Raw genomic sequence first — 23,492 nt, forward strand, 5'->3', positions numbered from 1 at the left:
CGGCCTAGTTCCTGCCGGACATCAGTTCCGCCGGGGAGCCGAAGCCCTTGCCGCGGAAGCCGGTGGAGTAGGCACCGAACCAGTGGGCCAGGCCCCGGAAGTCACCGGTCTTCAGGAAGAAGTAGGGGAAGCCGACGATGTCTGCGCTGAACCAGCGAACGTTCCGGTATTTGCGGGTCAGATAGCCCCGGTTGCGGAAGTAGCAGTAGCGCTTGAACTCCCCTTCGGGAATCACGGGAGTGATGAAGCCGCCGAAGATGGGCTTCATTTCCGTCCAGGTGGCGGGGTGCCGGACGGCCACCGTGGCGAGTGTTCCATACTTGAGGCCGGCCTTTTTCACCCGGGAAAGGAAGTCCACCTCATCCCCGCGGATGAAGAACTTCACGTCGGGAATGCCGATCTTGTAAAAGACTTCAGTCCGGATCAGCGCACCGTTGAAGAAGTGGACCATGTCCGGAAGGTAGCCCATGGGCGCAAGGCGGGAACGGTCGTTGGTCAGGAGTCCGTTGATGCGGAAATTGAAGGACAGCCGGTTGGGGTCCGCCGTAGCCGCCACCAGCGGGCTGATGATGTCCAGCTGGTGCTCCTCCGCGGCCTGGAGCAGTTCGGCCAGGCAGGTGGCGTCCTCCGGGTGGCCGTCGTCGTCCATCAGCCAGATCCACTCCGCGCCGCTGGCCATGGCAGCCAGGATCGCGTAGGCAAAACCCCCGGCACCGCCCAGGTTGGCCTCGGAGCGGAGGTAGTTGATGTTCTCCGCTCCCCCGGACGTGACCACGTCGCTGGCCGGGACCGTGCCGGAGTCCACCAGGGCGATGGAATGGATCGGCGCCGTCTGCGCCGCCAGGCCCTTCAGGAGCAGGGCCAGTTCCTCGTGGCGGTCGAAGGTTACCGCAGCAACGGCGACTTTGGGCTGCACGTCAGTTTCCCGCAACGTTTTCGGCGTCGCTGACCGCCGTGCTGCCTGCGCTGGTTGCCTCAGGTTCCGTCCCCGGCGCCGGTTCCTCGGGCGCCGTGGCCACCTCACCCAGTCCCAGGACGCCCGGAACGTGCTCGCGAAGCCGCTCCAGGCTCACTGCACCGTCGCGGACTACGCGCAGAACGGGGCCTGTGGCATCGACGATGGTTGACGGCACCCCCGCTTCGCCCTCCAGCGGGCGCGGGCCGCCTTCCAGGTACACCTCAACGGACTCCGCCAGCTGCTCCTGCGCCGCCGCGGCAGTTTGGGCAGGAGACTGGCCGGTGCGGTTGGCGGAGGAAACGGCAAGCGGGCCGGTCAGGGTCAACAGTTCCAGGGCCACCTCGTCGGCGGGCATCCGGAGCGCAACTGTCCCCTTGGTTTCGCCAAGGTCCCAGTCCAGCGACGGCTGCGCGTGCAGGATCAGGGTCAGGCCGCCGGGCCAGAAGGCCTCTGCCAGTTTGCGGGCGTCAGCCGAAACCTCGGTGGCCAGGCCGTCCAGGGCATTGATCCGCGGAATCAGGACGGGCGGGGGCATGGTGCGGCTGCGCCCCTTGGAAACCAGCAGCATGGTGACGGCCTGCGGCGAGAACGCGTCCGCGCCGATCCCGTAAACCGTGTCCGTGGGAAGCACGACGCACTTATTCTCGCTGATGGCGCGCTGGGCGTGCTCCAGGCCCCGGGCCCGCTCGTCGTGGATAGTGCAGTCATAAGTTGTGGTCACTGGCCCATTCTTTCATTCCGTGCGGACTCCTCAGCGAGCACGGCGCTGGTGGCGCGTTCCTTGCCGTTGAGGTCCAGGTGAGTGGTGATGGCTGTCCATGGTCCGGTCCTTGCAAGCATGGCCGCAATCCAGCCGGCCTGGACTTCTGCATGTTCCATGACGAAGTAGCCCCCTGGGCGCAGCAGGCGGGCCGCTGAGGCCGCTGCCGCCGTCGGAAGGTCCATGCCGTCCGCTCCCCCGCCGTACAAAGCCTCGGGTGGATCGTGCAGCGCTACTTCGGGCTCATTGGGGATGGCTTCGGCGGGGATGTAGGGCGGGTTGGACACCACGACGTCGACACTTCCATTAAGTTCCGGAAAGGCGTCCCGCAGGTCCCCAAGGATGAGGTGCACCCCCAGAGGGTCAAGGTTTTTGGCTGCCCAGGCGTGCGCGAACGGGCTGAACTCGACGGCGTGCACTTCTGCGCCGGGTACTTCGTGCGCGATGGAGCCTGCGATGGCACCGGATCCCGTGCCGAGATCCACAATGCGCGGGCCGTCCATGCCCCGGACGTGGTCGATGGCCAGCTGGACCACGGATTCGGTCTCGGGTCGGGGAATGAACACCCCCGGCCCCACCGCCAGTTCCAGGTAACGGAAATGCGCCACCCCGGTAATGTGCTGCAGCGGGATGCGGCGCGCACGCTCGGCAACGAGTTCGGCATACCCTTCGGGCGCGGGCGTGTCACCCAGCATCAGGGAACGGAGGCGCCCCAGCCCGACGTTGAGGAGGTGGTCCGCCAGCAGCTCGGCGTCGACCCGGGGGCTGGGCACGCCTGCCTCTGCCAGGAGCGCCGCAGCCTCACGGACCGCTTCGGCCAGGGTCCGGGCGGACGCCGCGTGGATGGGCTCGGTCATGGGTGGCAGGTTCCGGTCAGTCGCCGATGGCGTCGAGCCGGGCCTGTTCGTCCATCTCGATCGCGGACTGGATCACCGGTTCCAGGTCACCGTTCATGACCTGGTCCAGGTTGTAGGCCTTGTACCCGGTGCGGTGGTCAGCGATCCGGTTTTCCGGGTAGTTGTAGGTGCGGATGCGCTCGGAGCGGTCCATGGTGCGGATCTGCGACTTGCGCTGCTCCGAGTTGGCGGCGTCGATCTGCTCCTGCTGGTGCGCCAGGATGCGGGCCCGCAGGACGCGCATGCCGGCTTCGCGGTTCTGCAGCTGGGATTTCTCGTTCTGCATGGCCACCACGATGCCGGTGGGAAGGTGCGTGATGCGGACCGCAGAGTCGGTGGTGTTGACCGACTGGCCGCCCGGGCCCGAGGAACGGTACACGTCGATCTTGAGGTCGTTCTGGTTGATCTCGAGCTCTTCCGGCTCATCAACCTCGGGCAGGACCAGCACGCCGGCGGCGGAGGTGTGGATGCGGCCCTGGGACTCAGTTACAGGCACGCGCTGGACGCGGTGCACGCCGCCTTCGAACTTGAGCCGGGCGTATACGCCCTCGGCCGGGTCGTTTGAGTTGCCCTTGACGGCCATCTGGACGTCCTTGTACCCGCCGAGGTCCGATTCGGTGGCGGAAATGATCTCTGTCTTCCAGCCGCGGGACTCTGCGTAGCGGGTGTACATGCGCAGCAGGTCGCCGGCGAACAGGGCAGCCTCGTCGCCGCCTTCGCCACCCTTGACTTCAAGGATCACATTGCGGGCATCATCCGGATCGCGGGGAATCAGCAGGCGCCGCAGCTTGGCCGCAGCAACCTCGAGCGAATCTTCCAGTTCGGGCACCTCGGCAGCGAACTCGGGATCCTCGGCAGCCATTTCCTTGGCGGCAGCAAGGTCATCCCGAAGGCCTTCCCACTTGTGGTAAGCATCAACAATGCCATTGAGCTGAGCCGACCGCCGCCCAAGCTTCCGGGCAAGCCGCTGATCAGCGTACACAGCAGGATCCCCCAGCTGCGCCTGAATGGCATCATGCTCATCAAGCAGGCCCTGTACGGACTCAAACATCTATAAACCTCTTTCGACTTGGATAAGTCTAGTAACAAACAAAAACGGGAAAGCGGCTGGTGACTTAACGACGAAGCCGCACAAATTTTTCCGCCCCGGGAGTGGCATCGGGCCTGCCGAAGCTGGGAGGCTGACGATCGAAGATCGAAAGCCTCCCAGCGTAGGGGCGGGGGCGGAAAAATCCGTGCGGCGTCAGCACCAGGGCAGCAGATCAGCCGCTCCCCAATGTGTTATTTGTCGTTATCCGACTTCGCACCAAGCGTCGTCTTCTGCACCTGCATGAGGAACTCGACGTTGCTCTGGGTTTCCCGGATCTTGTTGGTGAGCAGTTCAAGGCTCTGCTGGGTCTCGAGTCCGGAGAGGACGCGGCGCAGCTTCCACATGATCTTGACTTCCTCGGGCGAGAGCAGGTTCTCCTCGCGGCGGGTGCCTGACGCGTTGACGTCCACAGCCGGGAAGATGCGCTTGTCAGCCAGCTGGCGGGACAGGCGCAGTTCCATGTTGCCGGTGCCCTTGAACTCTTCGAAGATGACCTCGTCCATCTTCGAACCGGTCTCGACGAGAGCGGTGGCCAGGATGGTGAGTGAGCCGCCGTTCTCGATGTTGCGGGCGGCGCCGAAGAAGCGCTTGGGCGGGTACAGGGCTGCGGAGTCCACACCACCGGACAGGATGCGGCCGGAGGCCGGTGCTGCCAGGTTGTAGGCGCGTCCCAGTCGGGTCATGGAGTCCAGGAGCACCACAACGTCCATGCCCATTTCCACGAGGCGCTTGGCGCGCTCGATGGAGAGCTCGGCCACGGTGGTGTGGTCGTCGGCGGGACGGTCGAAGGTGGAGGCAATGACCTCGCCCTTGACTGTGCGCTGCATGTCCGTCACTTCTTCAGGACGTTCGTCAACCAGCACCATCATGAGGTGGACCTCAGGGTTGTTGGTGGTGATGGCGTTGGCGATGGACTGCAGGATGAGCGTCTTGCCGGCCTTGGGCGGGGAGACGATCAGGCCACGCTGGCCCTTGCCGATCGGGGCGACGAGGTCGATGACGCGGGGACCGATCTTCTTGGGGTCGGTCTCCAGGCGCAGGCGCTCGGACGGGTACAGCGGAACGAGCTTGGCGAACTCGACGCGGTCCTTCAGTTCCTCCGGCGTCTTGCCGTTCACGGACGTGACGCGGACCAGGGCGTTGAACTTCTGGCGGTTGGACTGCTGGTTGCGGTCCTCGCCCTCGCGAGGTGCACGGATGGCGCCAACCACGGCGTCACCCTTGCGGAGGTTGTACTTCTTGACCTGGGCCAGGGAGACGTAGACGTCGTTGGGACCGGGCAGGTAGCCGGAGGTGCGGATGAACGCGTAGTTCTCCAGGACATCCAGGATGCCCGCGACCGGCAGCAGGACGTCGTCTTCGGTGACTTCGACGTCGTCCACGTCCGGGCCCTGGTTGCGGCCGCGGCGGCGGTCGTTGCGGTCGCGGAAGCGGTCGTTGCGGGAGTTGTCCCGGTCCTGGCCGCCGGAGCGGTCGTTCCGGTCGTTGCGGTCACGGCGGTTCCGGCGGTTGCGGCGGCTTCCGCCGTCGGTGTCGTCGCCGTCGCGGTTGTCACGGCCGCCGTCACGCTGGCCTGCCTCGCGGCTGCCCTGGTTGTCACGGCCGCCGTCGGAGTCCCGGGTGTTGTCACGGCCGCGGGTGCGTCCGCCCTCGCGGCGCTCAGTGCGCTGGCCGGCGTCGGACTGCTCCGCTGCGGGCGCTTCAGCGCGCTGCTCGCGCTGTTCACCGGCGGGCTGCTCTGCCGGGGTCTCCACGGGGGCTTCCTGGACGGGCGCGGCGGCAGCTTCGCTGCGGCGGCGGTTGCGGGTACGCGGCTGACGGCGCTCGGGTGCGCCTTCAGTTGCCTCGGTGGTTTCGGCAGGAGCTGCCGACGGCGCCTCGACAGTTGCAGCGGCAGGCGCGGCAACTGTGTCCACAGCGGGAGCTTCGGCTGCCGGGGCAACCACGCCGTCGCTGACTGCGCGGCGGCTGCGGCCGCGTCCGCGGGCACGGGTGCCCTCTGCGGCAGGGGCCTCAGCTGCTGGAGCCTCGGGAGTGGAAGCCGGTGCAGCGGCAGCCGGAGCCACGATGCTTTCCGGAGCCTTTTCAGCGGACTTCGCAGGGGCCTTGGCAGTAAGGGTTCCGGCGCGGTGGGCGGAGATGGCCGAGACCAGGTCTCCCTTCCGCATGCGGGAACCGCCGGAGATACCGAGCTGGCTGGCAAGGGCCTGCAGCTGGGCGAGCTTCAGGCCTGCGAGGCCGTTGCTCTTGGCGGGTGCGGCCATTGATTCGGCAGCAGAAGTTGTGTGTTCCACAGCTGGCGACAGCTCAGTGGTTTCGGTCACGAAGGATCCTTCCCCCTCGACGGCGCCCGGACTGGGAGCTGGGCGCGATGATTTGATCTGGGCTGCAGTTCAGATCTGCAGCCGGGATTTTTGCGGCCTTGCCGGTTGGATTTCGGCCAGCAGGGCCGGATACTGATTCACCTTGCGCTGCGCCCAATGACGCAACACCGGGCTGACGGTTCAGGGGCAGTTGGATGCTGCAGATTCCTGCGACAGACCAAGCAGGTGGCACCGGAATACATTCACAGTCGTAGATCAAATAGCAACTGAATGCAGGAGCAGATCAGATAGGCGGAATTACCGCCGGTGCAAGTCCACCTTAGCACCTTCGACGTCCACTGCGAGCTTCAGCACGCGCCAGCCTATTTCCGGCGTGTTCCCCGCTGTGAAGGCCTCGATGAAGGCCAGGGCTTTGGCGGCCTGGGCCTCCCCGTTGGCCAGCACCAGGACGGTTGGCCCGGCCCCGGAGACCACGGCCGGGTAACCGGCGGTGCGAAGCGCGGTGATGAGCGCCGCGCTGGGCCGCATGGCCTCTGCGCGGTAGCTCTGGTGCAGGTAGTCCTCCGTGCCGGGCAACAAAAATTCGGGCTTCTGCGTCAGCGCGTGGATCAGCAGGGCGGCCCTTCCTGAATTCATCGCAGCGGCGTGGTGTCCCACCGATGCGGGCAGCAGCGCGCGCGCTGCTTCGGTGGAGAGCTCAAAGTCGGGTACGGCCACAATGGGGATAATCGACGCGGCGACTGTTGCGCTGGTGCTGCTGTACTGCTCACTGTCCTGCCACGACAGCGCCAGTCCGCCAAAAATGGCAGGTGCGACGTTGTCCGGATGGCCCTCCAATTCGCTGGTCAGCTGGAGGATCCAGTCCTTTCCGCGCTGGCTCCGGGCGGGCACCATGGCATTGGCTGCGGAGACGGCGGCCACCACGGCGGAGGCGGAGGAGCCCAGCCCCCGGCCGTGGGGGTTCACGTTCAAGGCGGTCACTTTCAGGCCGCCGTGGCGGTAGCCCAGCCGCTCGAAGGCTGCGTCCATGGCGCGGACCACCAGGTGGCTGGCGTCCCGTGGCAGCGTGTCCGCGCCCTCGCCGCTGAGCTCGAACACGAGTTCGTCCGTGTCCAGGCTTTCCACCGTGAGGGTGTCATGCAGCGCCAATGCGAGCCCCAGGCTGTCATACCCGGGACCGAGGTTGGCAGTGGTGGCGGGGACGCGGACGGTGACGCGCTGGCCCGGCTCAATCAGTTGCAGTCCGACGGCGGCCTGCGAGGTGGTGTCCAAGGCTATTTTTCTTCCAGTCCCAGCTCAGCGGCAACGGTGACCACGTCGTTGGGGACCTTGACCGGCTGGACATCGCTGCCGTCCTCGGTGCGCAGGGCCCACTGGGGGTCCTTGAGTCCGTGTCCGGTCACGGTGATGACGATGGTTTTTCCGCTGGGGACCTCGCCGGCGGCGTGCTTCTTGAGGAGGCCTGCAACGCCGGCTGCGGAACCGGGCTCCACGAAGACCCCTTCCTTGGATGACAGCCAGCGGTGGGCGCTCAGGATCTGCTCGTCGGTGACGGCGTCGATGAGTCCGCCGGACTCGTCACGTGCACCAACTGCGCCGTCCCACGACGCGGGGTTGCCGATCCGGATGGCGGTGGCGATGGTGTCCGGCTCGGTGATCGGATGGCCTGCCACGAAGGGCGCGGCCCCGGCAGCCTGGAAGCCCCACATGGCGGGCGTCCTGGTGGACACGGCGGGCAGGGTGCCGGCCGTTTCCGACTCGAAGGGCGCGGAGTACTCCTTGTAGCCCTTCCAGTACGCGGTGATGTTGCCTGCGTTGCCGACCGGCAGCACGTGAATGTCCGGAGCGTCGCCCAGGGCGTCGACTACCTCGAACGCACCGGTCTTCTGGCCCTGGATGCGGGCCGGGTTGACGGAGTTGACGAGGAAGACGGGGTAGGACTCCCCCAGCTTGCGGGCAATGTCCAGGCAGTTGTCGAAGTTGCCGTCCACCTGCAGCAGCGTTGCGCCGTGGGCGATGGCCTGGCTGAGCTTGCCCATGGAGATCTTGCCTTCAGGGACCAGGACGGCACACTTCAGGCCCGCGGCAGTTGCGTAGGCGGCGGCGGAAGCGGAGGTGTTCCCGGTGGAAGCGCAGACGACGGCCTTGGCGCCGGAGGCGACTGCCGCAGTCATGGCCATGGTCATGCCGCGGTCCTTGAAGGACCCGGTGGGATTCATGCCCTCGACCTTCAGGTAGACCTCGGAGCCGGTGAGTTCGGAGAGCTTCTGTGCGTGCACCAGCGGGGTGCCGCCCTCGCCCAGGGTGATCACCCTGGTGGACTCCGTCACGGGCAGGCGGTCAGCGTATTCGCGGATGACACCGCGCCATTGGTGAGCCACTTAGACTCCTTCTACCCGAAGAACGGATGTAACTGAATTGATGACGTCCAGGCCCTTCACGGCCTCGACGGTGGCCGCAAGGGCAGCCTCTGACGCGCGGTGGGTGACAATCCGCAGTTCTGCCGACTCCGCTTTGGAAGCGGAGTCGCGGTGGATGGTCTGCCGCATGATTTCGATGGAGACGCCATGCTCGGCGAACAGCTGGGCGATCCTGGCCAGCACGCCCGGCTGGTCGGCGACGTCCAGTCCGATGTAGTAGCTGGTGGTGGCCGCATCGATGGGCAGCGCCGGAACGTGGCCGGTGGTGGTTTCGGTGCGGCCGGGACCGCCCAGGACCAGGCGGCGGGCAGCGGACACGAGGTCGCCCAGGACGGCGGACGCCGTGGGCGTTCCGCCCGCGCCCTGGCCGTAGAACATCAGCTCGCCAGCGTTTTCCGCCTCGATGAACACCGCATTGAATGCTCCGCGGACGGCTGCCAGCGGATGTTCGCGCGGGAGGAGGGTGGGGTGCACGCGGACGGAGACGCCTTCCTTGCCCTCTGCGTCGGTGAGCTTCTCCGCGATGGCCAGGAGCTTGATGACGAACCCTGCGTCCTTCGCAGCCGCGATGTCGGACGCGCTGACCGAGGTGATGCCCTCGCAGTGGACGTCGTCAAGAGAGAAACGGGTGTGGAAGGACAGCGAGGCCAGGATTGCGGCTTTGGCAGCTGCGTCATGGCCTTCGATGTCTGCAGTGGGGTCCGCTTCGGCGTAGCCAAGGCGCTGGGCTTCGGCGAGGGCGTCGGAGAACTGGGCCCCGGTGGTGTCCATCTGGTCGAGGATGAAGTTGGTGGTGCCGTTCACGATCCCAAGGACCCGGGTGATCCGGTCGCCGGAGAGGCTGTCACGGATGGGGCGAAGGATGGGGATGGCTCCAGCCACGGCGGCCTCGTAGGACAGCTGGACTCCGGCCTTGTCAGCCTCTTCGTAGAGGGTGGGACCGTCCTGGGCCAGGAGGGCCTTGTTGCCGGTGACCACGCAGGCGCCGTTGCGCAGCGCGGCGAGGATCAGCGTGCGGGCCGGCTCGATGCCGCCCATCAGTTCGATGACCAGGTCGGCGTCCTTGACCAACGTGTCGGCATCGGCGGTGAAAAGCTCCTGCGGCAGGTCCACGTCGCGGGGGGCGGTGAGGTTGCGCACGGCGATGCCGCTGAGCTGCAGGCGGGCACCGGTGCGGGCGGCAAGGGCGTCGGCGTCCTCAATCAGGATCCGCGCAACCTGGGCTCCAACGTTGCCACAGCCCAGCAGGGCTACTTTCAGCGTTCGCATTTCCGTCATTCAGGCTCCCATGTCGCGGTTCAGCAGGTCTTCTTCGGTTTCCCCGCGGACAATCAGCCGGGAAGATCCGTCGCGCACCGCGACAACGCCCGGCCGGGCCAGATAGTTGTAGTTGCTCGAGAGGGCCCAGCAGTAGGCGCCGGTTCCCGGTACAGCAAGCAGATCACCGGCTGCCACGTCCTCGGGCAGATATACATCTCTAACAACTATGTCGCCGCTCTCGCAATGTTTGCCCACCACGCGGGACAGCTGCGGGGCCGCGGAGGAGGTGCGCGATGCAAGAACCGCCGAATAATCCGCGTCGTACAGCACCGGGCGGGCGTTGTCGCTCATGCCGCCGTCCACCGAAACATAGCGGCGCGGATACGTAACGTTGTTGCCCGCATCACTGCCGCCGGAAGCCGCGGGGGCGTCGACGCGGACTGTCTTCAGCGTGCCCACCTCGTAGAGCGTGAAGGTAGTGCTGCCCACGATGGCGCGTCCGGGCTCGATGGAGATGCGCGGAGATTTGATGCCCAGCTCGGCGCAGGTGGAGCGGACGACGGCGGCCATGGCGTTTGCGATTTCCGCTGCGGGCCGGGGGGTGTCGACTGGGGTGTAGGCGATTCCGTAGCCGCCGCCAAGGTCCAGTTCGGGCATGGTGATGGAGTATTTTTCCTGCATGGCTGCCAGGAAGCGGAGCAGTTTCTCGGCGGCCAGCGCGAAACCGTCCGGCTCAAAGATCTGCGAACCGATGTGGCAGTGCAGGCCCAGAAGCTCGATGCCGGGATGCGCAGCTGCAGCTGCCACCGCTTCCTCGGCGGCGGAGATGCCGGCCCGGTCCGTGGTGTCCGCGGCCATGGAGAGGCCGAACTTCTGGTCCTCATGCGCCGTGGCAATGAATTCGTGCGTGTGGGCATGGACGCCGGGGGTCAGCCGCAGCATGACTTTCGCCTGCACGCCGCGCCCCTGGGCAATGGCTCCGACTCGCGCGAGTTCGTCCAGGCTGTCCACCACGATCCGGCCAAGTCCCATGTCCAGCGCCCTGTGAATCTCGCCGTCGGACTTGTTGTTGCCGTGCAGGGCCACGTCCGCCCCGGGAATTCCGGCCCGGTAGGCGACGGCCAGTTCACCGCCCGATGCAGTATCCAGGCGCAGGCCTTCCTCTTCCACCCAGCGGACCACCGCGGTGCATAGGAAGGATTTTCCGGCGTAGTAGACATCCACTCCCCCGCAGATATCGGCGAAGGCGTCGTTGAACGCGTCGCTGAAGGCCCTGGCCCTGGCCCGGAAGTCGTTCTCGCTCATCACGAAAAGCGGCGTGCCGTACTTCCGCTGCAGCTCGCTGACAGGGATGCCGTCGATGCTGACTTCGCCGTCCGTGTTCCGTGCTACGTCACGGGCCCACATCGAAGGGTGGAGGGCGTTGAGGTCATCCGGAACCGCAAGCCACCCCGGGGCAAGAGGAGAGCCTTGTGCTGCTGTCTGCGTCATGGCTTCTACATCCGTTCCGGCGCGGAAACGCCCAGCAGGTCAAGTCCGTTGGCCAGCACCTGGCTGGTGGCGTCGTTGAGCCAGAGCCGGGTGCGGTTGAGGTCTGTGACGGGTTCTTCACCCATGGGGGCGATGCGGCAGGCGTCGTACCAGCGGTGGTATGCACTGGCGATGGATTCGAGGTGGCGCGCCACGCGGTGCGGTTCGCGCAGTTCCGCGGCCTTGGCCACGATGGAGGGGTAGCTGCCGAGGTAGGACAGCAGCTCGTTTTCCGTGGCATGGTCCAGCAGTGCAGCCTCGAAGCTGTCCTGGCCGTCCACCTGGCGCTCGACGCCTGCGGCCACCGCATTGCGGGCTGCGCCGCGGGAACGGGCGTGGGCGTACTGCACGTAGAACACCGGGTTTTCGTTGCTGTGCTTCTTCAGCAGTTCAGGATCGAGGGTCAGCGGCGAGTCGGCGGGGAAGCGGGCCAGGGAGTAACGGACTGCATCCTTGCCCAGCCAGTCGATCAGGTCCTTGAGTTCGATGATGTTGCCGGCGCGCTTGGACAGCTTGGCGCCGTTGACGGACACCAGCTGGCCGATCAGCACTTCGATGTTCACTTCGGGATCATCACCGGCGGCGGCGGCGATGGCCTTGAGCCGGTTGATGTAGCCGTGGTGGTCGGCGCCCAGGAGGTAGATCTTCTCCGTGAAGCCGCGGTCCTTCTTGGACAGGTAGTAGGCAGCGTCCGCGGCGAAGTAGGTGGGTTCGCCGTTGGCGCGGATCATGACGCGGTCCTTGTCGTCGCCAAAGTCCGTGGTCCGCAGCCAAACCGCACCGCCGTCGTCGAACACGTGGCCCTGTTCACGCAGGCGCGCCACCGCACTTTCGATAGCGCCGGCGTCGTGCAGTTCCTGCTCGGAGAAGAAGACGTCGAATTCCACGCCGAAGTCCGCAAGGGTGGCCTTAATGTCCTTCATCTGCGCCTCGTAAGCGGCGGCCCGGATGACCGGCAGGGCCGCCACTTCGGTGAGCTCGCGGATGTCCGGGTGCGCGGTGAGGACTTCATGGCCAAGCTCGGCGATGTACTGCCCGGGGTAACCGCCGTCCGGCACAGGAAGGCCGTGCAGGCGGGAGTACACGGAGGTGGCGAAGGTGTTCATCTGCGAGCCGGCGTCGTTGATGTAGTACTCAGCCGTCACGTCGGCGCCCGAGGCGCGCAGCACGCGGGCAATGGAATCACCCAGCGCGGCCCAGCGGGTGTGGCCGATGTGCAGCGGACCGGTGGGGTTCGCGGAGACGAACTCCATGTTGACCGTGTGCCCGGTGAGCGCTGTGTTGGTGCCGTAGGCCGTGCCGGCCTCGACGATGGCTTTTGCCAGGGCACCGGCTGCCGCGGCGTCCACGGTGATGTTCAGGAAGCCTGGGCCTGCGATGTCCACGGCCGAGACGCCATCGATGGACTTCAGCCGGGCGCTGAGGATGCTGGCGAATTCGCGGGGATTGGTGCCCGCCTGCTTGGCCAGCTGAAGGGCGATGTTGGTTGCCCAGTCGCCGTGGTCCCGGTTCTTGGGCCGCTCCACACGCACCTCAGCCGGAATGGCTGATTCCGCAAGGGCAATATCGCCGGCGGTAACGGCGTCCTTGAGGCAGGCGGATATGGCGAGGGAAAGTTCTTCGGGAGTCACCCCTCTAGCCTACCGGGGGCCAGTGACAGCAAAGAATTCGACCCGCAGCCCGGCAGCTGCTTTACCCTGCCCATGCTCCGCCGGGTAAAAGGAAGCGCCACCGCGCAACTGGCGCGCGCACTCCTTGTTCGGGCTGCAATGGCCTGTTCCCCTCACCTCTCCGGCTGGTCCAGGCAGCGGTTTTCCCTTGCGGGCCACCTTCCTGCTAAGCTCTAGGACGTCCCGCCGGGAACGGCAGGAAATCCGGATTGCCCTCGTAGCTCAGGGGATAGAGCGTCTGCCTCCGGAGCAGAAGGTCGTAGGTTCGAATCCTATCGAGGGCACACACAAACCCCGCCGCTTCATTGAAGCGGCGGGGTTTTTTCGTTTCCGCAAACTCAGAAGCGCAGGGCCGCCTCGTCAAGGGTGGCCAGGGTAAGCACCGCTTCCTCTACCGTTTCGTGGTCCTCCAGCTCGCGCTCGATCCGGCGCAGGACCACAGCCACCTCATGCTCCGGGTGGTCCCCCTCCAAATCCACTGCCGCCACAAGGTAAAGCTTGCGGGGGCCGACAAATTCCAGGTGCAGGTACGTCAGCCGTGCGATCTCGGGATGCTCCAGCACACGCCGGGCCATGGAACGTTCGATGTCCGGCGTCACGCCCTGCCCCACCAGGAAGCGCCTGTTGCGGTCGATGAGTACCACAGCGACGATGGCCAGCAGCACGCCCACCGCGATCGATCCGATGGCGTCCGGGAGCGGGGATCCCGTCACCTGGTGCAGGAACACACCCACGAACGCCACGACGAGGCCGATCAGCGCAGCCGCATCCTCGGCGAAGACTGCGCGGAGCGTGGGATCGGAGCTGATGAGGACCTGCTCCAGCGTGTGCCGTTCCAGCTCATGGGCCGCTTTCCGGGTTTGCCGGAAAGCCTGGATGAAGGAAATCCCTTCAAAGACGAAGGCAACGCCCAGCACCACGTAGGCGATCGTGAAATCCGACGCGGGCTCCGGGGCGATGATCTGCTGGATGCCATGCATGATGGACACCACGGCGCCGGCGGTGAAGAGTCCGAAGGCGGCGAACATGGACCACACATAGGCTTCCCGGCCGTAGCCCATCGGGTGGCTCTTGTCCCGCGGCCGGGCAGAGCGGCGCTCGGCAAAGAACAGGAACACCTGGTTGCCGGTGTCCGCCCAGGAGTGCGCCGCTTCCGCCGCCATCGAGGCCGAACCTGAAAGGACAGCAGCCACCGACTTTGCCCCCGCCACGAGGGTATTGGCCACGAACGCGATGATGACCGTCAGGAGGGTGGAGCTGGACTTAGTGCTCTTTTCGGTTTCAGCCATGCGCTAACCGTACCCACCTGCACCGGCTCCAGCGCCCGGCTGGCCGTTGGTTTCGCCGAAGCGGCCCGCCGTTTGATTGTCAGTGCCTCCTCCTAGGTTGGGAACACCTAGCTGAGGGAGTACGCGCCATGCACGTTCAGTTCTGTTCAATTGTTCCCCCGTACCTGCTGCGCAGGCTCGCGCAGCAGGATGCGCCGGGATACTCTGCCGCGGCCACCGCCGCCAGGAAGGCCCTGGGCCATGTGGAATCATTCCACGCCGCGCGGGCCCGGGCGGCGTCCGCGCCAACCCCGGGGTTGCGACAGGAGAGGCCGGGGCGGGTGGACCGGACAATCTATGACGCGGAAGGTTCCGAGGTCCTCCCCGGCACCCCGGTCCGGAAGGAAGGCGGTGCGGCCACTACGGATGCCGCCGCCGACGACGCCTATGATGGACTGGGACACACCCACCGGTTTTATGCTGAGGTGTTTGGCCGGAATTCCGTGGACGATTCCGGACTCAGGCTCGATGCCACAGTGCATTTTGGCCAGCTCTATGACAACGCGTTCTGGAACGGCAGCCAGATGGTCTTCGGCGATGGCGACGGGGATGTCTTCGAACGGTTCACCAGGTCCATCAGCGTCATCGGCCACGAACTGGCCCACGGTGTCACCCAATATTCGGCAGGGCTTGCCTACCGGAACCAGGCCGGAGCCCTGAACGAGTCCATGTCCGACGTGTTCGGCGCGCTCGTCGATCAGTACGCGAAGAACCAGACCGCGGCCCAGGCCACCTGGCTCATCGGGGAAGGCCTCTTCACCCCCCAAGTTCAGGGCCTCGCCCTGCGGTCCATGAAGGCACCGGGAACCGCGTACGACGACGACGTTTTGGGAAAGGACCCGCAGCCGGACTCCATGGATGGCTATGTCCGGACCAGTGCGGACAATGGCGGGGTCCACATCAATTCCGGCATTCCCAACCGGGCCTTCTACCTCGTTGCAGAGGCTCTGGGCGGCAACGCCTGGGAATCCCCTGGCCGCATCTGGTATGAAACCCTGACTAACGGGTCACTGCCCCCGGCTGCCACTTTCAGCGTCTTTGCCCGTGCCACAATCCGCACCGCCGCTGGCCTCTTCGGTCAGGAGTCCAGCGGGCATGACGCGGTCCGGAGCGCGTGGGAAACTGTGAAGGTCAAGGTTTAACCGCTGTCCTGTGGCCCGTTACTGCGCCCCGGGGCCATATGGAAGCCCAGGGGCATGAAGATCAAGGTGGAGCGCACAGGCGGAACCGCGGCGGTGCCCAGGGTGTGGTCGGTGGACGCACGGACCGACGCCGCCCTCAGCCAGTGGCGGCCCCTCGTCGAGGCCTGTCCGTGGGATGCGGTTCCCCGGACACCACGGGCAGCCGCCGCTGCCTTCGAGGCGCCGCAGCCGGACCGCTTTATCTACTCAATCACGGCAGGGCAGCTCAGGGCTGCCCTGCCGGAACAGGCCATCACCGGGCCGTGGCGCGTTCTGGTTGACAGCGCAAGGGCCGCAGCAGAGCAAACAGCCGGTGCGCTCCAACCCGGCAGGAACACCAACGCCACCTCCTGATTCGGGCGGCAGCCGGACAGGTGTTGCCGCAAGGCGTCGAATGAAGGGCCGTTCATGACGGCAGTAGACTGTCTGCAGCCATGACTTTTCATATCTCCTATCCCGCCGAGCTGCCGGTTTCCGAGCGCCGCGAGGACCTGATGGCCGCCATCGCCGCCAACCAGGTGACCATCATCGCCGGCGAAACCGGCTCCGGGAAGACCACGCAGATCCCCAAGATGTGCCTGGAACTGGGGCTGGGAGACAAGGGGCTGATCGGGCACACGCAGCCCAGGCGGCTGGCGGCCCGGACCGTCGCGGAGCGCATCGCGGAAGAACTGGGCGTTGAAATCGGCCAGGAGGTGGGTTTCCAGGTCCGGTTCACCGGTGAGGTGGGCAGGTCGACCAAGGTCAAGCTGATGACCGACGGCATCCTGCTGGCCGAGATCCAGCGGGACAGGCTGCTGCGGAAGTACAGCACCATCATCATTGACGAGGCGCATGAACGAAGCCTCAACATCGACTTCATCCTTGGCTATCTGAAGCGGATCCTCCCCCAGCGGCCTGATCTGAAGGTCATCATCACCTCCGCCACCATCGACCCCGAACGGTTCGCCAACCATTTCGGTACCCCTGGAAATCCGGCGCCCATCATCGAGGTCTCCGGCAGGACGTATCCGGTCGAAATCCGCTACCGTCCCCTGAGCCAGCCGGCCACCGACGAGGAGGACGCCTCGGACGATGAGCTCGAAGAGGACCGCGACCCGCTGGATGCCGTGTGCGATGCTGTGGACGAGCTGGCGGCTGAAGCTCCCGGCGACATCCTGGTGTTCTTCTCCGGCGAGCGCGAAATCCGCGATGCTGCTGATGCCCTGCAGTCCCGCATCCAGTCCAACCGGAGACTGGCCAACACAGAAATACTCCCCCTTTTCGCGCGCTTGAGCCTTCAGGAGCAGCACAAGGTCTTCCACCCCGGAAGCAAGCGGCGGATCGTGCTGGCCACGAACGTGGCGGAAACGTCGCTGACCGTACCAGGTATTAAATACGTCATCGATACCGGCACGGCCCGCATTTCCCGTTACTCGCACCGGACCAAAGTGCAGCGCCTGCCCATCGAGCGCGTCTCGCAGGCCTCGGCGAACCAGCGTTCGGGCCGGTGCGGCCGTGTCTCTGACGGCATCGCCATCCGGCTGTACTCCGAGGAGGACTTCGAGTCCCGGCCCCGCTTCACGGACCCGGAAATCCTGCGCACCAACCTGGCCGCCGTCATCCTCCAGATGACGGCCATGGGTGTGGCTAAAGGCCCCAAGGACGTGGAGGAGTTCCCGTTCGTCGAACCGCCGGAAACCCGGGCCATCAACGACGGCGTCACCCTCCTCCGCGAGCTTGGCGCCCTGGCTCCCCCGCGCCCGCAGGGCAAAACCGGCAAGGCAGAAGCAGCCGGGGACCGGAACGCGCCGAAAGGCGGCGGCCTCACCGCCGTCGGGCAAAAACTCGCGCAGCTGCCCGTGGATCCCCGCCTGGGCAGGATGATCGTGGAAGCAGGGAAACGCGGTTGTGTCCGGGAGGTCATGGTCCTGGCCGCTGCGCTGACCATCCAGGATCCGCGCGAACGCCCTACCGATAAGCAGCAGCTCGCTGCGGAAAAGCACAACCGCTTCCGGGACGAGAACTCCGACTTCACCGGCTACCTCAACCTCTGGAACTACCTGCAGGAGAAGCAGCAGGAGCTGTCGTCGTCGGCCTTCCGCCGGTTGTGCCGCGCCGAATTCATCAACTACCTGCGGGTCCGCGAATGGCAGGACCTCTTTGCCCAGTTGCGCCAGCTCGCCCGGCCGCTGGGAATCAGCCTGGACAACAAGCGCCTGGCTGACCCGGTGGGCAACCATGAAGGTATCCACATCAGCCTGCTCTCCGGCCTGCTGAGCCATATCGGCATCCTGGATGAACGCAAGCGCGAATATGCCGGCGCCCGCGGCAGCCGATTCGCGATTTTCCCCGGATCGGCCCTTTTCAAGAAGTCACCCACCTTCGTCATGGCGGCGGAGCTGGTGGAAACCAGCAGGCTGTGGGCCCGGGTTGCGGCCAAGTTCGACCCCCTGTGGGCGGAACAGGTGGCACCGGACCTGGTCAAGCACAGCTACAGCGAACCGCACTGGTCCAGCCGGCAAGGCGCCGTCATGGCCTACGAAAAAGTCACCCTTTACGGCGTCCCGATCATTGCGCAGCGGCGGATCAACTACGGCCGGGTGGACCCGGCCGTAGCACGCGAGCTCTTCATCAGGCACGCCCTGGTGGAAGGTGACTGGCGCACGCACCATAAATTCTTCCAGCGCAACCGGGCCCTCCTGAATGAGGTGGAGGAACTTGAGGCCCGCATGCGTCGCCGCGACCTGCTGGTGGACGATGAAACACTGTTCGAGTTTTACGATGCCAGGATCGGTCCCGAGGTTGTTTCCGAACGGCATTTCGACAAGTGGTGGAAGGATGCCCGCAGGGAGAACCCGGACCTCCTGGATTACGACAAGTCACTGCTCCTCAGTGACGACGCCGATGACCTGGACGATTCGGCTTATCCGAAGACCTGGCTCCACAAGGGCTTCGAACTTCCACTGACGTACGAGTTCCATCCGGTGGCTCCGGGCTCGGCCCCGGACCCCTCTGACGGCGTCACAGCTGTAGTGCCGGTCCTGTTCCTCAACCAGCTCGACGATGCCCCGTTCCGCTGGTTGATTCCGGGGCAGCGGGTGGAGCTGGTGACAGCCCTGATCAAGTCACTGCCCAAGCAGGTACGGAAGAACTTTGTTCCTGCCCCTGATGTCGCCCGCCAGGCGGTGGCTGCCCTTGAGGCGGACTTCGACCCCGCAAAGGATGACCTCGAGCCTTCGCTGGAGCTGGTGCTGCGGCGGATCCGCGGGGCCATCGTCCCACCTGGGTCCTGGAACTGGGACGCGGTCCCGCCGCACCTGCGGATGAGTTTCAAGGCAGTGGACAGCAAGGGGAAGGTCCTGGGCGAAGGCAAAGACCTGGCGGAACTCCAGGAACAGCTGGCTCCGGCCACCCGGCGCGCCATCGCCGAATCGCTCGGCGCCACCCCTTCCTCCACGGCTCCAAGCGGCCGCGGCAAGGGCCAGGGCGGGAACGGGAAGGCGCGCGGTGGGAACGGAAAGGCACAGGGCGGAAGTGGCAAAACGTCCGACGGCGGTCCGCAGGGACTGCAGCAGGCCACAGGGGTGCCGGGTGTCCAGGCCGGGGCAGGGTTCGTGGAGCGGGATGGCCTGACGGAGTGGAGTTTCGGCCGCATTGAACGCCAGGTGAGCAGCATGGTCAAAGGCCACACCGTGACTGGTTACCCGGCTTTGGTGGACCAGGGCACGTCAGTGTCGCTGCGCGTGTTCCAGACGGCTGGAGAGCAGCTGGACGCGATGCGCGGCGGCGTGATCCGGCTGCTGGCCCTGCGTGTACCGGCGCCGGACCGCTACGTCCTGGAGCACCTGAGCAACACGGAGAAGCTGACCTTCAGCCAGAACCCGCATGGTTCGGTGTCCGCCCTCATCGCCGACTGCGCCCTGGCCGCCATTGACAAGCTCACGCCCGCGGAGCTTCCATGGGACCGGCAGGCCTTTGACCAGCTCTATGAGCTGGTGCGCGCCGAACTGATCGACACGGTCTTCTCAGTCACAGCCACGGTGGAGCGCATCCTCGCCAGTACGCGCCGGATCGAAAAGCAGCTCAAGGGCACCACCAGCCTGGCCCTGATCAGCGCACTGAACGACATCAGGAGCCAGCTGGAACAACTGGTTTACCCAGGCTTTGTAGCACGCACGGGCTACGCCCAGCTCAGCCAGCTGCCGCGGTACCTTGCGGCGATCGAGAAGCGGCTGGACCGGTTGCCCGGCAACGTGCAGCGGGACGCCCTGAACATGGCGGTGATCCAGGGCCTGGAGGACGACTACGACGATGCGGTCTCGGCACTCCTGCCGGGACGCCGCGCCGGCCGGGAGTTAACCCAGGTGCGCTGGATGATTGAGGAACTTCGGGTGAGCCTGTTCGCCGTCGAACTCGGGACCGCCTACTCCGTATCCGAGAAGCGCATCCGCACGGTGCTCAACAAGGCACTCGCCCCCGCCTAGCAGCGGCACCCCCACGAGAGGAATCGAATGAAGCTGACGCTTGCCCAGGGCCCCGCAGGGACCGAAATCGCAGGGCTCGGCCACGCCCAGCCGGTGCGGGTCATGGACAACCATGAACTCGAAGGCATGATGGACACGAGCGACGAGTGGATCCGCCAACGCACCGGGATTGTCACCAGGCGCATCGTTGCCGAAGGTGAGACCGTGGTGGACCTTGCGGTTCCCGCTGCCCGGATGGCGCTGGCTGACTCGGGAGTCGGCGCGGCGGAGATCGACCTCGTGGTGGTGGCCACCACCACCGCAGCCGAACGCTCACCGAATACGGCCGGCCGCATCGCGGACGCTCTTGGACTCGGGCGGGACGGCCGCGGTCCTGCCATTATGGACGTCAACACAGCATGCTCCGGCTTCGAATACGCGCTGGGCGTGGCCGACCAGGCAATCCGGACCGGAAGCGCAACCCACGCCATCGTCGTGGGAGCCGAGACGCTCTCCACCGTCACTGACTGGACGGACCGCGCCACGGCCGTCCTTACCGCCGACGGCGCGGGCGCCGCCGTCGTGCGTCCCTCCGAAACACCCCGGATTGGACCCGTCGTCTGGGGCTCGGAGCGCGGTATGGCTGACGCTGTCACCATCTCCCCACCCTTGGGCAGGTTCTCGCAGAACGGCCGTGAAGTGCTGCGTTGGGCACTGACCAGGGCCCCCGAGCGGGCCCGCGAGGTGGTGGCGCGCGCGGGACTGGAACTGGACGACATCCAGGTCCTGGCCGCGCACCAGGCCAACCTTCGGATCATCGAACCACTCGCGGAGGCACTGAACCTGACGGACCGCATCGTCATCACGGACGTCACGGAGTCGGGCAACACGTCTGCCGCAAGCGTGCCGCTCGGGTTGAGCAAATGGTGGCACTCCGGCAGGATCCCCGCGGACGTCCCCGCGCTGCTGTTCGGCTTCGGGGGCGGATTCACCTACGCGGGCATGGTGGCGATGACGCCCCGCAGGAACTGACCCTTCCTGCCCGGCATGGCAACGCCCGCCGCAGAAGCGGCGGGCGTTGCACCAGTTCATTCGGCCGGAACGAATTCCCCGTAGCCGGCGGCACGGAGGCCGTCGCGAAGCTTTTCCGCGTTGGCGTCCAGGACCGCCGGGTCCGGGTTCTGGTCCGCAGAGCCGAAGTCGAAGTCAGCCATGCTTCGCGACGGCCACACATGCACGTGCAGGTGGTTGACCTCGTAGCCTGCCACGATCAGGCCGGCACGCCGGGCGCCGAAGATATCCACTTGCACGGCACCGATGCGGCGTGCCACTTCCATGACTTTGGCGAGGGTGTCCGGCGAGGCGTCCGTCCAGCGGTCCACTTCCTCGGTGGGCACCACCAGGGTGTGGCCGTCAGCGAGCGGCCCGGTGGTCAGGAACGCCGATACGTCGTCCTCGCGCCAGACGAACCGGCCTGGAATCTCGCCCCTCAGGATCCTGGTGAACAGCGTGCTCATGCGTCTGCCTCCTCGGCTGCTGCCTGCAGCGTGCTGGTGTCCAGAACGAACCGGTACTTGACGTCTCCAGCGACCATGCGGTCGTAGGCTTCATTCAACTGTCCGGCCGACACCATCTCGATGTCGGCCACAACCCCGTGCTCAGCGCAGAAGTCGAGCATTTCCTGGGTTTCGGCGATGCCCCCAATGAGCGACCCCGCATAGGCAATCCTCCGCCGGATCAGGGACCCGGGATTGACGGGCGGCATCGCCTCCGAGGGCAGGCCGAGCTGGAACAGGGCCCCGTCCACGCGCAGGGTGCGGAAGAAGGGGTTCAGGTCGTGCGGGGCTGCCACGGTGTCGATAATGAGGTCGATGGTGCGGTTTGCGCCCTCCATGGCGGCCTCATCGCGGGACAGGACCACCTCGTCGGCTCCCAGTTCCAGCGCGGCGGCCACCTTCGACTCCGAGGTGGTGAACACCACCACCCTTGCGCCCATGGCCTTGGCCAGTTTGACGGCCATATGGCCCAGTCCCCCCAGGCCGACGACGCCCACCACGTCGCCTTCCTCCACGTCGAAGTGCCGCAGCGGAGAGAACGTGGTGACGCCGGCGCACAGCAGGGGCGCGACGGCGGCCGGGTCCAGCGAGTCGGGCACGTGGAGGACATAGCGCCTGTCCACAACGATGGACGACGAATAGCCGCCCTGCGTGACCGCGTCCCCGTTCCTGCTGTCCTTGGCACCGTACGTGCCGGTCATGCCCTTTTCGCAGTATTGCTCCAGGCCGTCCAGGCAGCTGTCGCACCCGCGGCAGGAATCGACCATGCAGCCCACGCCCACCCGCTCGCCAACGGCGAAGTCGTCAACGTCGGATCCGACCTTGGTGACCGTTCCGACGATTTCGTGGCCCGGCACCAGGGGGTAGACCTGTCCGCCCCATTCGCCGCGGGTAGCGTGCACATCGGAGTGGCACAGCCCGCAGAATTCGATGGCGATCTCGACGTCGTCCGGTTTGGGAGTCCGCCGGGCCACAGTCAGCGGGACCAGGCCGCTGTCTCGGGACACGGCGCCGTAGGCGGCGGCGAGCAGTCCGGCTGCATCCCCCGTGGGCGCAGCGTCAGGGGCAGGGGCAATGGGTCGGGCGAGGGGCGGTGGTACGGGGCGTCCTGGTGTCATACTGCGACGCTACCCCCGCCTCCTGCCGACTTTCCAACCGGCGCTCCGGACTGCCCGGCATCGGCGCCGCCGTCCCCCGGCTCCGGGCCGGTGGCAACAGGGAGTTCAGGACGGTTGGACCACTCTGAAAATGAGCCCGGGTACAGCGTGGCCCGGAATCCGGCGAGTTCCAGCGCGGCCACCTCGTGCGCCGCGGTGACGCCGGAGCCGCAGTAGACCGCCACCGGACAGCCTTCCCGGACGCCCAGGGACTCGAACCTCCGCCGCAGCTCCGCCGGCGGCAGGAACCGTCCGTCCGCGTCCACGTTCCCCGTGGTGGGGGCGCTCACGGCTCCCGGGATGTGGCCGGCTCGCGGGTCAACCGGCTCAATCTCTCCCCGGTACCTCTCCCCTGCCCTCGCGTCGAGCAGCAGGCCGCCGCGTGCCCAGCCGGCGGCAGCTCCGGCGTCGGCCGCGGGCATCTGTCCACTGCCCAGCGCCACGTCCCCGGGGACGGGATGGACAGCCCCCGGTTCAACCGGCAGGCCGGCGGCACGCCACGCGGCCAGGCCGCCGTCGAGCAGGTACACCTCGGCCAGCCCGGCGTCGCGCAGCATCCACCACACCCTGGCCGCCGCCATGTTGGCACTGTCGTCGTAGGCCACCACGGCGTCGCCGTTCCTGACACCCCACCGCCGGGCCGCCTCCTGGAACTGCGCCGGCGACGGCAACGGGTGACGCCCCCGGTCCGGGATCGACGGATCCGAAAGCTCGTTGGCGAGGTCCACGAACACCGCCCCGGGCAGGTGTCCGGCAAGATAGTGGTCGTGCCCGTGCGGGTCGCCCAGCGCCCACCGCACATCCAGCAGCACCGTCCGCTGCCCGGCGGCAAGCCGGGCTTCAAGGTCCTGGACCTCCATCAACGGGTTCATCGCGCTCCTTACGGGTTCCTGCAGCCGACAGGACCCACTCTAGAC

Annotated in this window: 18 protein-coding genes and 1 tRNA gene; 5 read left to right on the forward strand and 14 right to left on the reverse strand. The window is 66.4% G+C overall.

Annotated features, from left to right (window positions below):
• Nucleotides 1-4: 4 nt before the first annotated feature.
• From VXJ37_RS12450 to argS, 10 genes are all read right to left on the reverse strand, one after another.
• A complete protein-coding gene (locus VXJ37_RS12450) occupies nt 5-916 on the reverse strand; it encodes a glycosyltransferase (RefSeq protein WP_331323327.1) in 912 nt (303 codons plus the stop codon).
• A 1-nt stretch (nt 917) separates the two neighbouring features.
• On the reverse strand, nt 918-1,679 hold the full coding sequence (locus tag VXJ37_RS12455) for an L-threonylcarbamoyladenylate synthase (RefSeq protein WP_331323328.1): 762 nt from the start codon (nt 1,677-1,679) through the stop codon (nt 918-920).
• Nucleotides 1,676-2,575: a peptide chain release factor N(5)-glutamine methyltransferase gene (prmC, locus tag VXJ37_RS12460; protein ID WP_331323329.1), complete on the reverse strand. Its 900-nt coding sequence runs from the start codon at nt 2,573-2,575 to the stop codon at nt 1,676-1,678. The genes VXJ37_RS12455 and prmC overlap by 4 nt, the downstream gene beginning before the upstream one ends.
• Nucleotides 2,576-2,591: 16 nt before the next feature.
• The gene (gene prfA / locus VXJ37_RS12465) at nt 2,592-3,665 is read right to left on the reverse strand and encodes a peptide chain release factor 1 (protein WP_331323330.1); all 1,074 of its coding nucleotides are present in this window, start codon (nt 3,663-3,665) and stop codon (nt 2,592-2,594) included.
• 230 nt (nt 3,666-3,895) lie between these two features.
• The gene (gene rho / locus VXJ37_RS12470) at nt 3,896-6,028 is read right to left on the reverse strand and encodes a transcription termination factor Rho (protein ID WP_331323331.1); all 2,133 of its coding nucleotides are present in this window, start codon (nt 6,026-6,028) and stop codon (nt 3,896-3,898) included.
• Between the two features lie 297 nt (nt 6,029-6,325).
• Nucleotides 6,326-7,300, reverse strand: coding sequence for a homoserine kinase (gene thrB / locus VXJ37_RS12475; protein WP_331323332.1), 975 nt, complete (start codon nt 7,298-7,300; stop codon nt 6,326-6,328).
• A 2-nt stretch (nt 7,301-7,302) separates the two neighbouring features.
• Nucleotides 7,303-8,409 carry a threonine synthase gene (gene thrC, locus VXJ37_RS12480; protein WP_331323333.1) on the reverse strand — a complete coding sequence of 369 codons (1,107 nt, stop codon included), beginning with the start codon at nt 8,407-8,409 and terminating at the stop codon, nt 7,303-7,305.
• Nucleotides 8,410-9,726: a homoserine dehydrogenase gene (locus VXJ37_RS12485; RefSeq protein ID WP_331323334.1), complete on the reverse strand. Its 1,317-nt coding sequence runs from the start codon at nt 9,724-9,726 to the stop codon at nt 8,410-8,412.
• On the reverse strand, nt 9,727-11,199 hold the full coding sequence (gene lysA, locus VXJ37_RS12490; protein WP_331323335.1) for a diaminopimelate decarboxylase: 1,473 nt from the start codon (nt 11,197-11,199) through the stop codon (nt 9,727-9,729).
• 5 nt (nt 11,200-11,204) lie between these two features.
• Entirely contained in the window at nt 11,205-12,869 is a 1,665-nt protein-coding gene (argS, locus tag VXJ37_RS12495) for an arginine--tRNA ligase (RefSeq protein ID WP_331323336.1), read from the reverse strand.
• Nucleotides 12,870-13,119: 250 nt separating this feature from the next.
• Here argS and VXJ37_RS12500 point away from each other — a divergent pair.
• Nucleotides 13,120-13,192, forward strand: a tRNA-Arg gene (locus VXJ37_RS12500).
• A gap of 54 nt (nt 13,193-13,246) precedes the next feature.
• Here the strand turns inward: VXJ37_RS12500 and VXJ37_RS12505 are convergent.
• Nucleotides 13,247-14,197 (reverse strand): cation diffusion facilitator family transporter, encoded by a 951-nt coding sequence (locus tag VXJ37_RS12505; protein ID WP_331323337.1) that lies wholly within the window; start codon nt 14,195-14,197, stop codon nt 13,247-13,249.
• A gap of 128 nt (nt 14,198-14,325) precedes the next feature.
• Between VXJ37_RS12505 and VXJ37_RS12510 the strand changes: the two genes are divergently transcribed.
• From VXJ37_RS12510 to VXJ37_RS12525, 4 genes are all read left to right on the forward strand, one after another.
• The gene (locus VXJ37_RS12510; RefSeq protein ID WP_331323338.1) at nt 14,326-15,378 is read left to right on the forward strand and encodes a M4 family metallopeptidase; all 1,053 of its coding nucleotides are present in this window, start codon (nt 14,326-14,328) and stop codon (nt 15,376-15,378) included.
• Nucleotides 15,379-15,432: 54 nt separating this feature from the next.
• Nucleotides 15,433-15,771: a hypothetical protein gene (locus VXJ37_RS12515; RefSeq protein ID WP_331323339.1), complete on the forward strand. Its 339-nt coding sequence runs from the start codon at nt 15,433-15,435 to the stop codon at nt 15,769-15,771.
• A gap of 80 nt (nt 15,772-15,851) precedes the next feature.
• The gene (gene hrpA, locus VXJ37_RS12520; protein WP_331323340.1) at nt 15,852-19,883 is read left to right on the forward strand and encodes an ATP-dependent RNA helicase HrpA; all 4,032 of its coding nucleotides are present in this window, start codon (nt 15,852-15,854) and stop codon (nt 19,881-19,883) included.
• A 27-nt stretch (nt 19,884-19,910) separates the two neighbouring features.
• Nucleotides 19,911-20,894, forward strand: a complete 984-nt coding sequence (locus VXJ37_RS12525) for a beta-ketoacyl-ACP synthase III (protein ID WP_331323341.1) — start codon at nt 19,911-19,913, stop codon at nt 20,892-20,894.
• A gap of 56 nt (nt 20,895-20,950) precedes the next feature.
• Here VXJ37_RS12525 and VXJ37_RS12530 read toward each other — a convergent pair whose 3' ends face one another.
• The 3 genes from VXJ37_RS12530 to VXJ37_RS12540 are packed head-to-tail and all read right to left on the reverse strand — an operon-like array spanning nt 20,951 to nt 23,447.
• Nucleotides 20,951-21,379, reverse strand: a complete 429-nt coding sequence (locus tag VXJ37_RS12530; protein ID WP_331323342.1) for an HIT family protein — start codon at nt 21,377-21,379, stop codon at nt 20,951-20,953.
• Complete coding sequence (locus VXJ37_RS12535; RefSeq protein ID WP_331323343.1) at nt 21,376-22,536, reverse strand: NAD(P)-dependent alcohol dehydrogenase; 1,161 nt, start codon at nt 22,534-22,536, stop codon at nt 21,376-21,378. The genes VXJ37_RS12530 and VXJ37_RS12535 overlap by 4 nt, the downstream gene beginning before the upstream one ends.
• Complete coding sequence (locus tag VXJ37_RS12540) at nt 22,533-23,447, reverse strand: sulfurtransferase (protein WP_331323344.1); 915 nt, start codon at nt 23,445-23,447, stop codon at nt 22,533-22,535. The genes VXJ37_RS12535 and VXJ37_RS12540 overlap by 4 nt, the downstream gene beginning before the upstream one ends.
• Between the last annotated feature and the right edge of the window lie 45 nt (nt 23,448-23,492).

Source organism: Pseudarthrobacter phenanthrenivorans (genome assembly GCF_036455295.1).
GTDB lineage: Bacteria > Actinomycetota > Actinomycetes > Actinomycetales > Micrococcaceae > Arthrobacter > Arthrobacter phenanthrenivorans_C.

What these genes read in the sequence shown, in the direction of transcription:
- prmC (WP_331323329.1), bottom strand. Translation starts at nt 2,575, where the DNA reads ATGACCGAGCCCATCCACGCGGCGTCCGCCCGGACCCTGGCCGAAGCG.
- prfA (WP_331323330.1), bottom strand. Translation starts at nt 3,665, where the DNA reads ATGTTTGAGTCCGTACAGGGCCTGCTTGATGAGCATGATGCCATTCAG.
- VXJ37_RS12485 (WP_331323334.1), bottom strand. Translation starts at nt 9,726, where the DNA reads ATGACGGAAATGCGAACGCTGAAAGTAGCCCTGCTGGGCTGTGGCAAC.
- lysA (WP_331323335.1), bottom strand. Translation starts at nt 11,199, where the DNA reads ATGACGCAGACAGCAGCACAAGGCTCTCCTCTTGCCCCGGGGTGGCTT.
- VXJ37_RS12505 (WP_331323337.1), bottom strand. Translation starts at nt 14,197, where the DNA reads ATGGCTGAAACCGAAAAGAGCACTAAGTCCAGCTCCACCCTCCTGACG.
- VXJ37_RS12510 (WP_331323338.1), top strand. Translation starts at nt 14,326, where the DNA reads ATGCACGTTCAGTTCTGTTCAATTGTTCCCCCGTACCTGCTGCGCAGG.
- VXJ37_RS12515 (WP_331323339.1), top strand. Translation starts at nt 15,433, where the DNA reads ATGAAGATCAAGGTGGAGCGCACAGGCGGAACCGCGGCGGTGCCCAGG.
- hrpA (WP_331323340.1), top strand. Translation starts at nt 15,852, where the DNA reads ATGACTTTTCATATCTCCTATCCCGCCGAGCTGCCGGTTTCCGAGCGC.
- VXJ37_RS12525 (WP_331323341.1), top strand. Translation starts at nt 19,911, where the DNA reads ATGAAGCTGACGCTTGCCCAGGGCCCCGCAGGGACCGAAATCGCAGGG.
- VXJ37_RS12530 (WP_331323342.1), bottom strand. Translation starts at nt 21,379, where the DNA reads ATGAGCACGCTGTTCACCAGGATCCTGAGGGGCGAGATTCCAGGCCGG.
- VXJ37_RS12535 (WP_331323343.1), bottom strand. Translation starts at nt 22,536, where the DNA reads ATGACACCAGGACGCCCCGTACCACCGCCCCTCGCCCGACCCATTGCC.
- VXJ37_RS12540 (WP_331323344.1), bottom strand. Translation starts at nt 23,447, where the DNA reads ATGAACCCGTTGATGGAGGTCCAGGACCTTGAAGCCCGGCTTGCCGCC.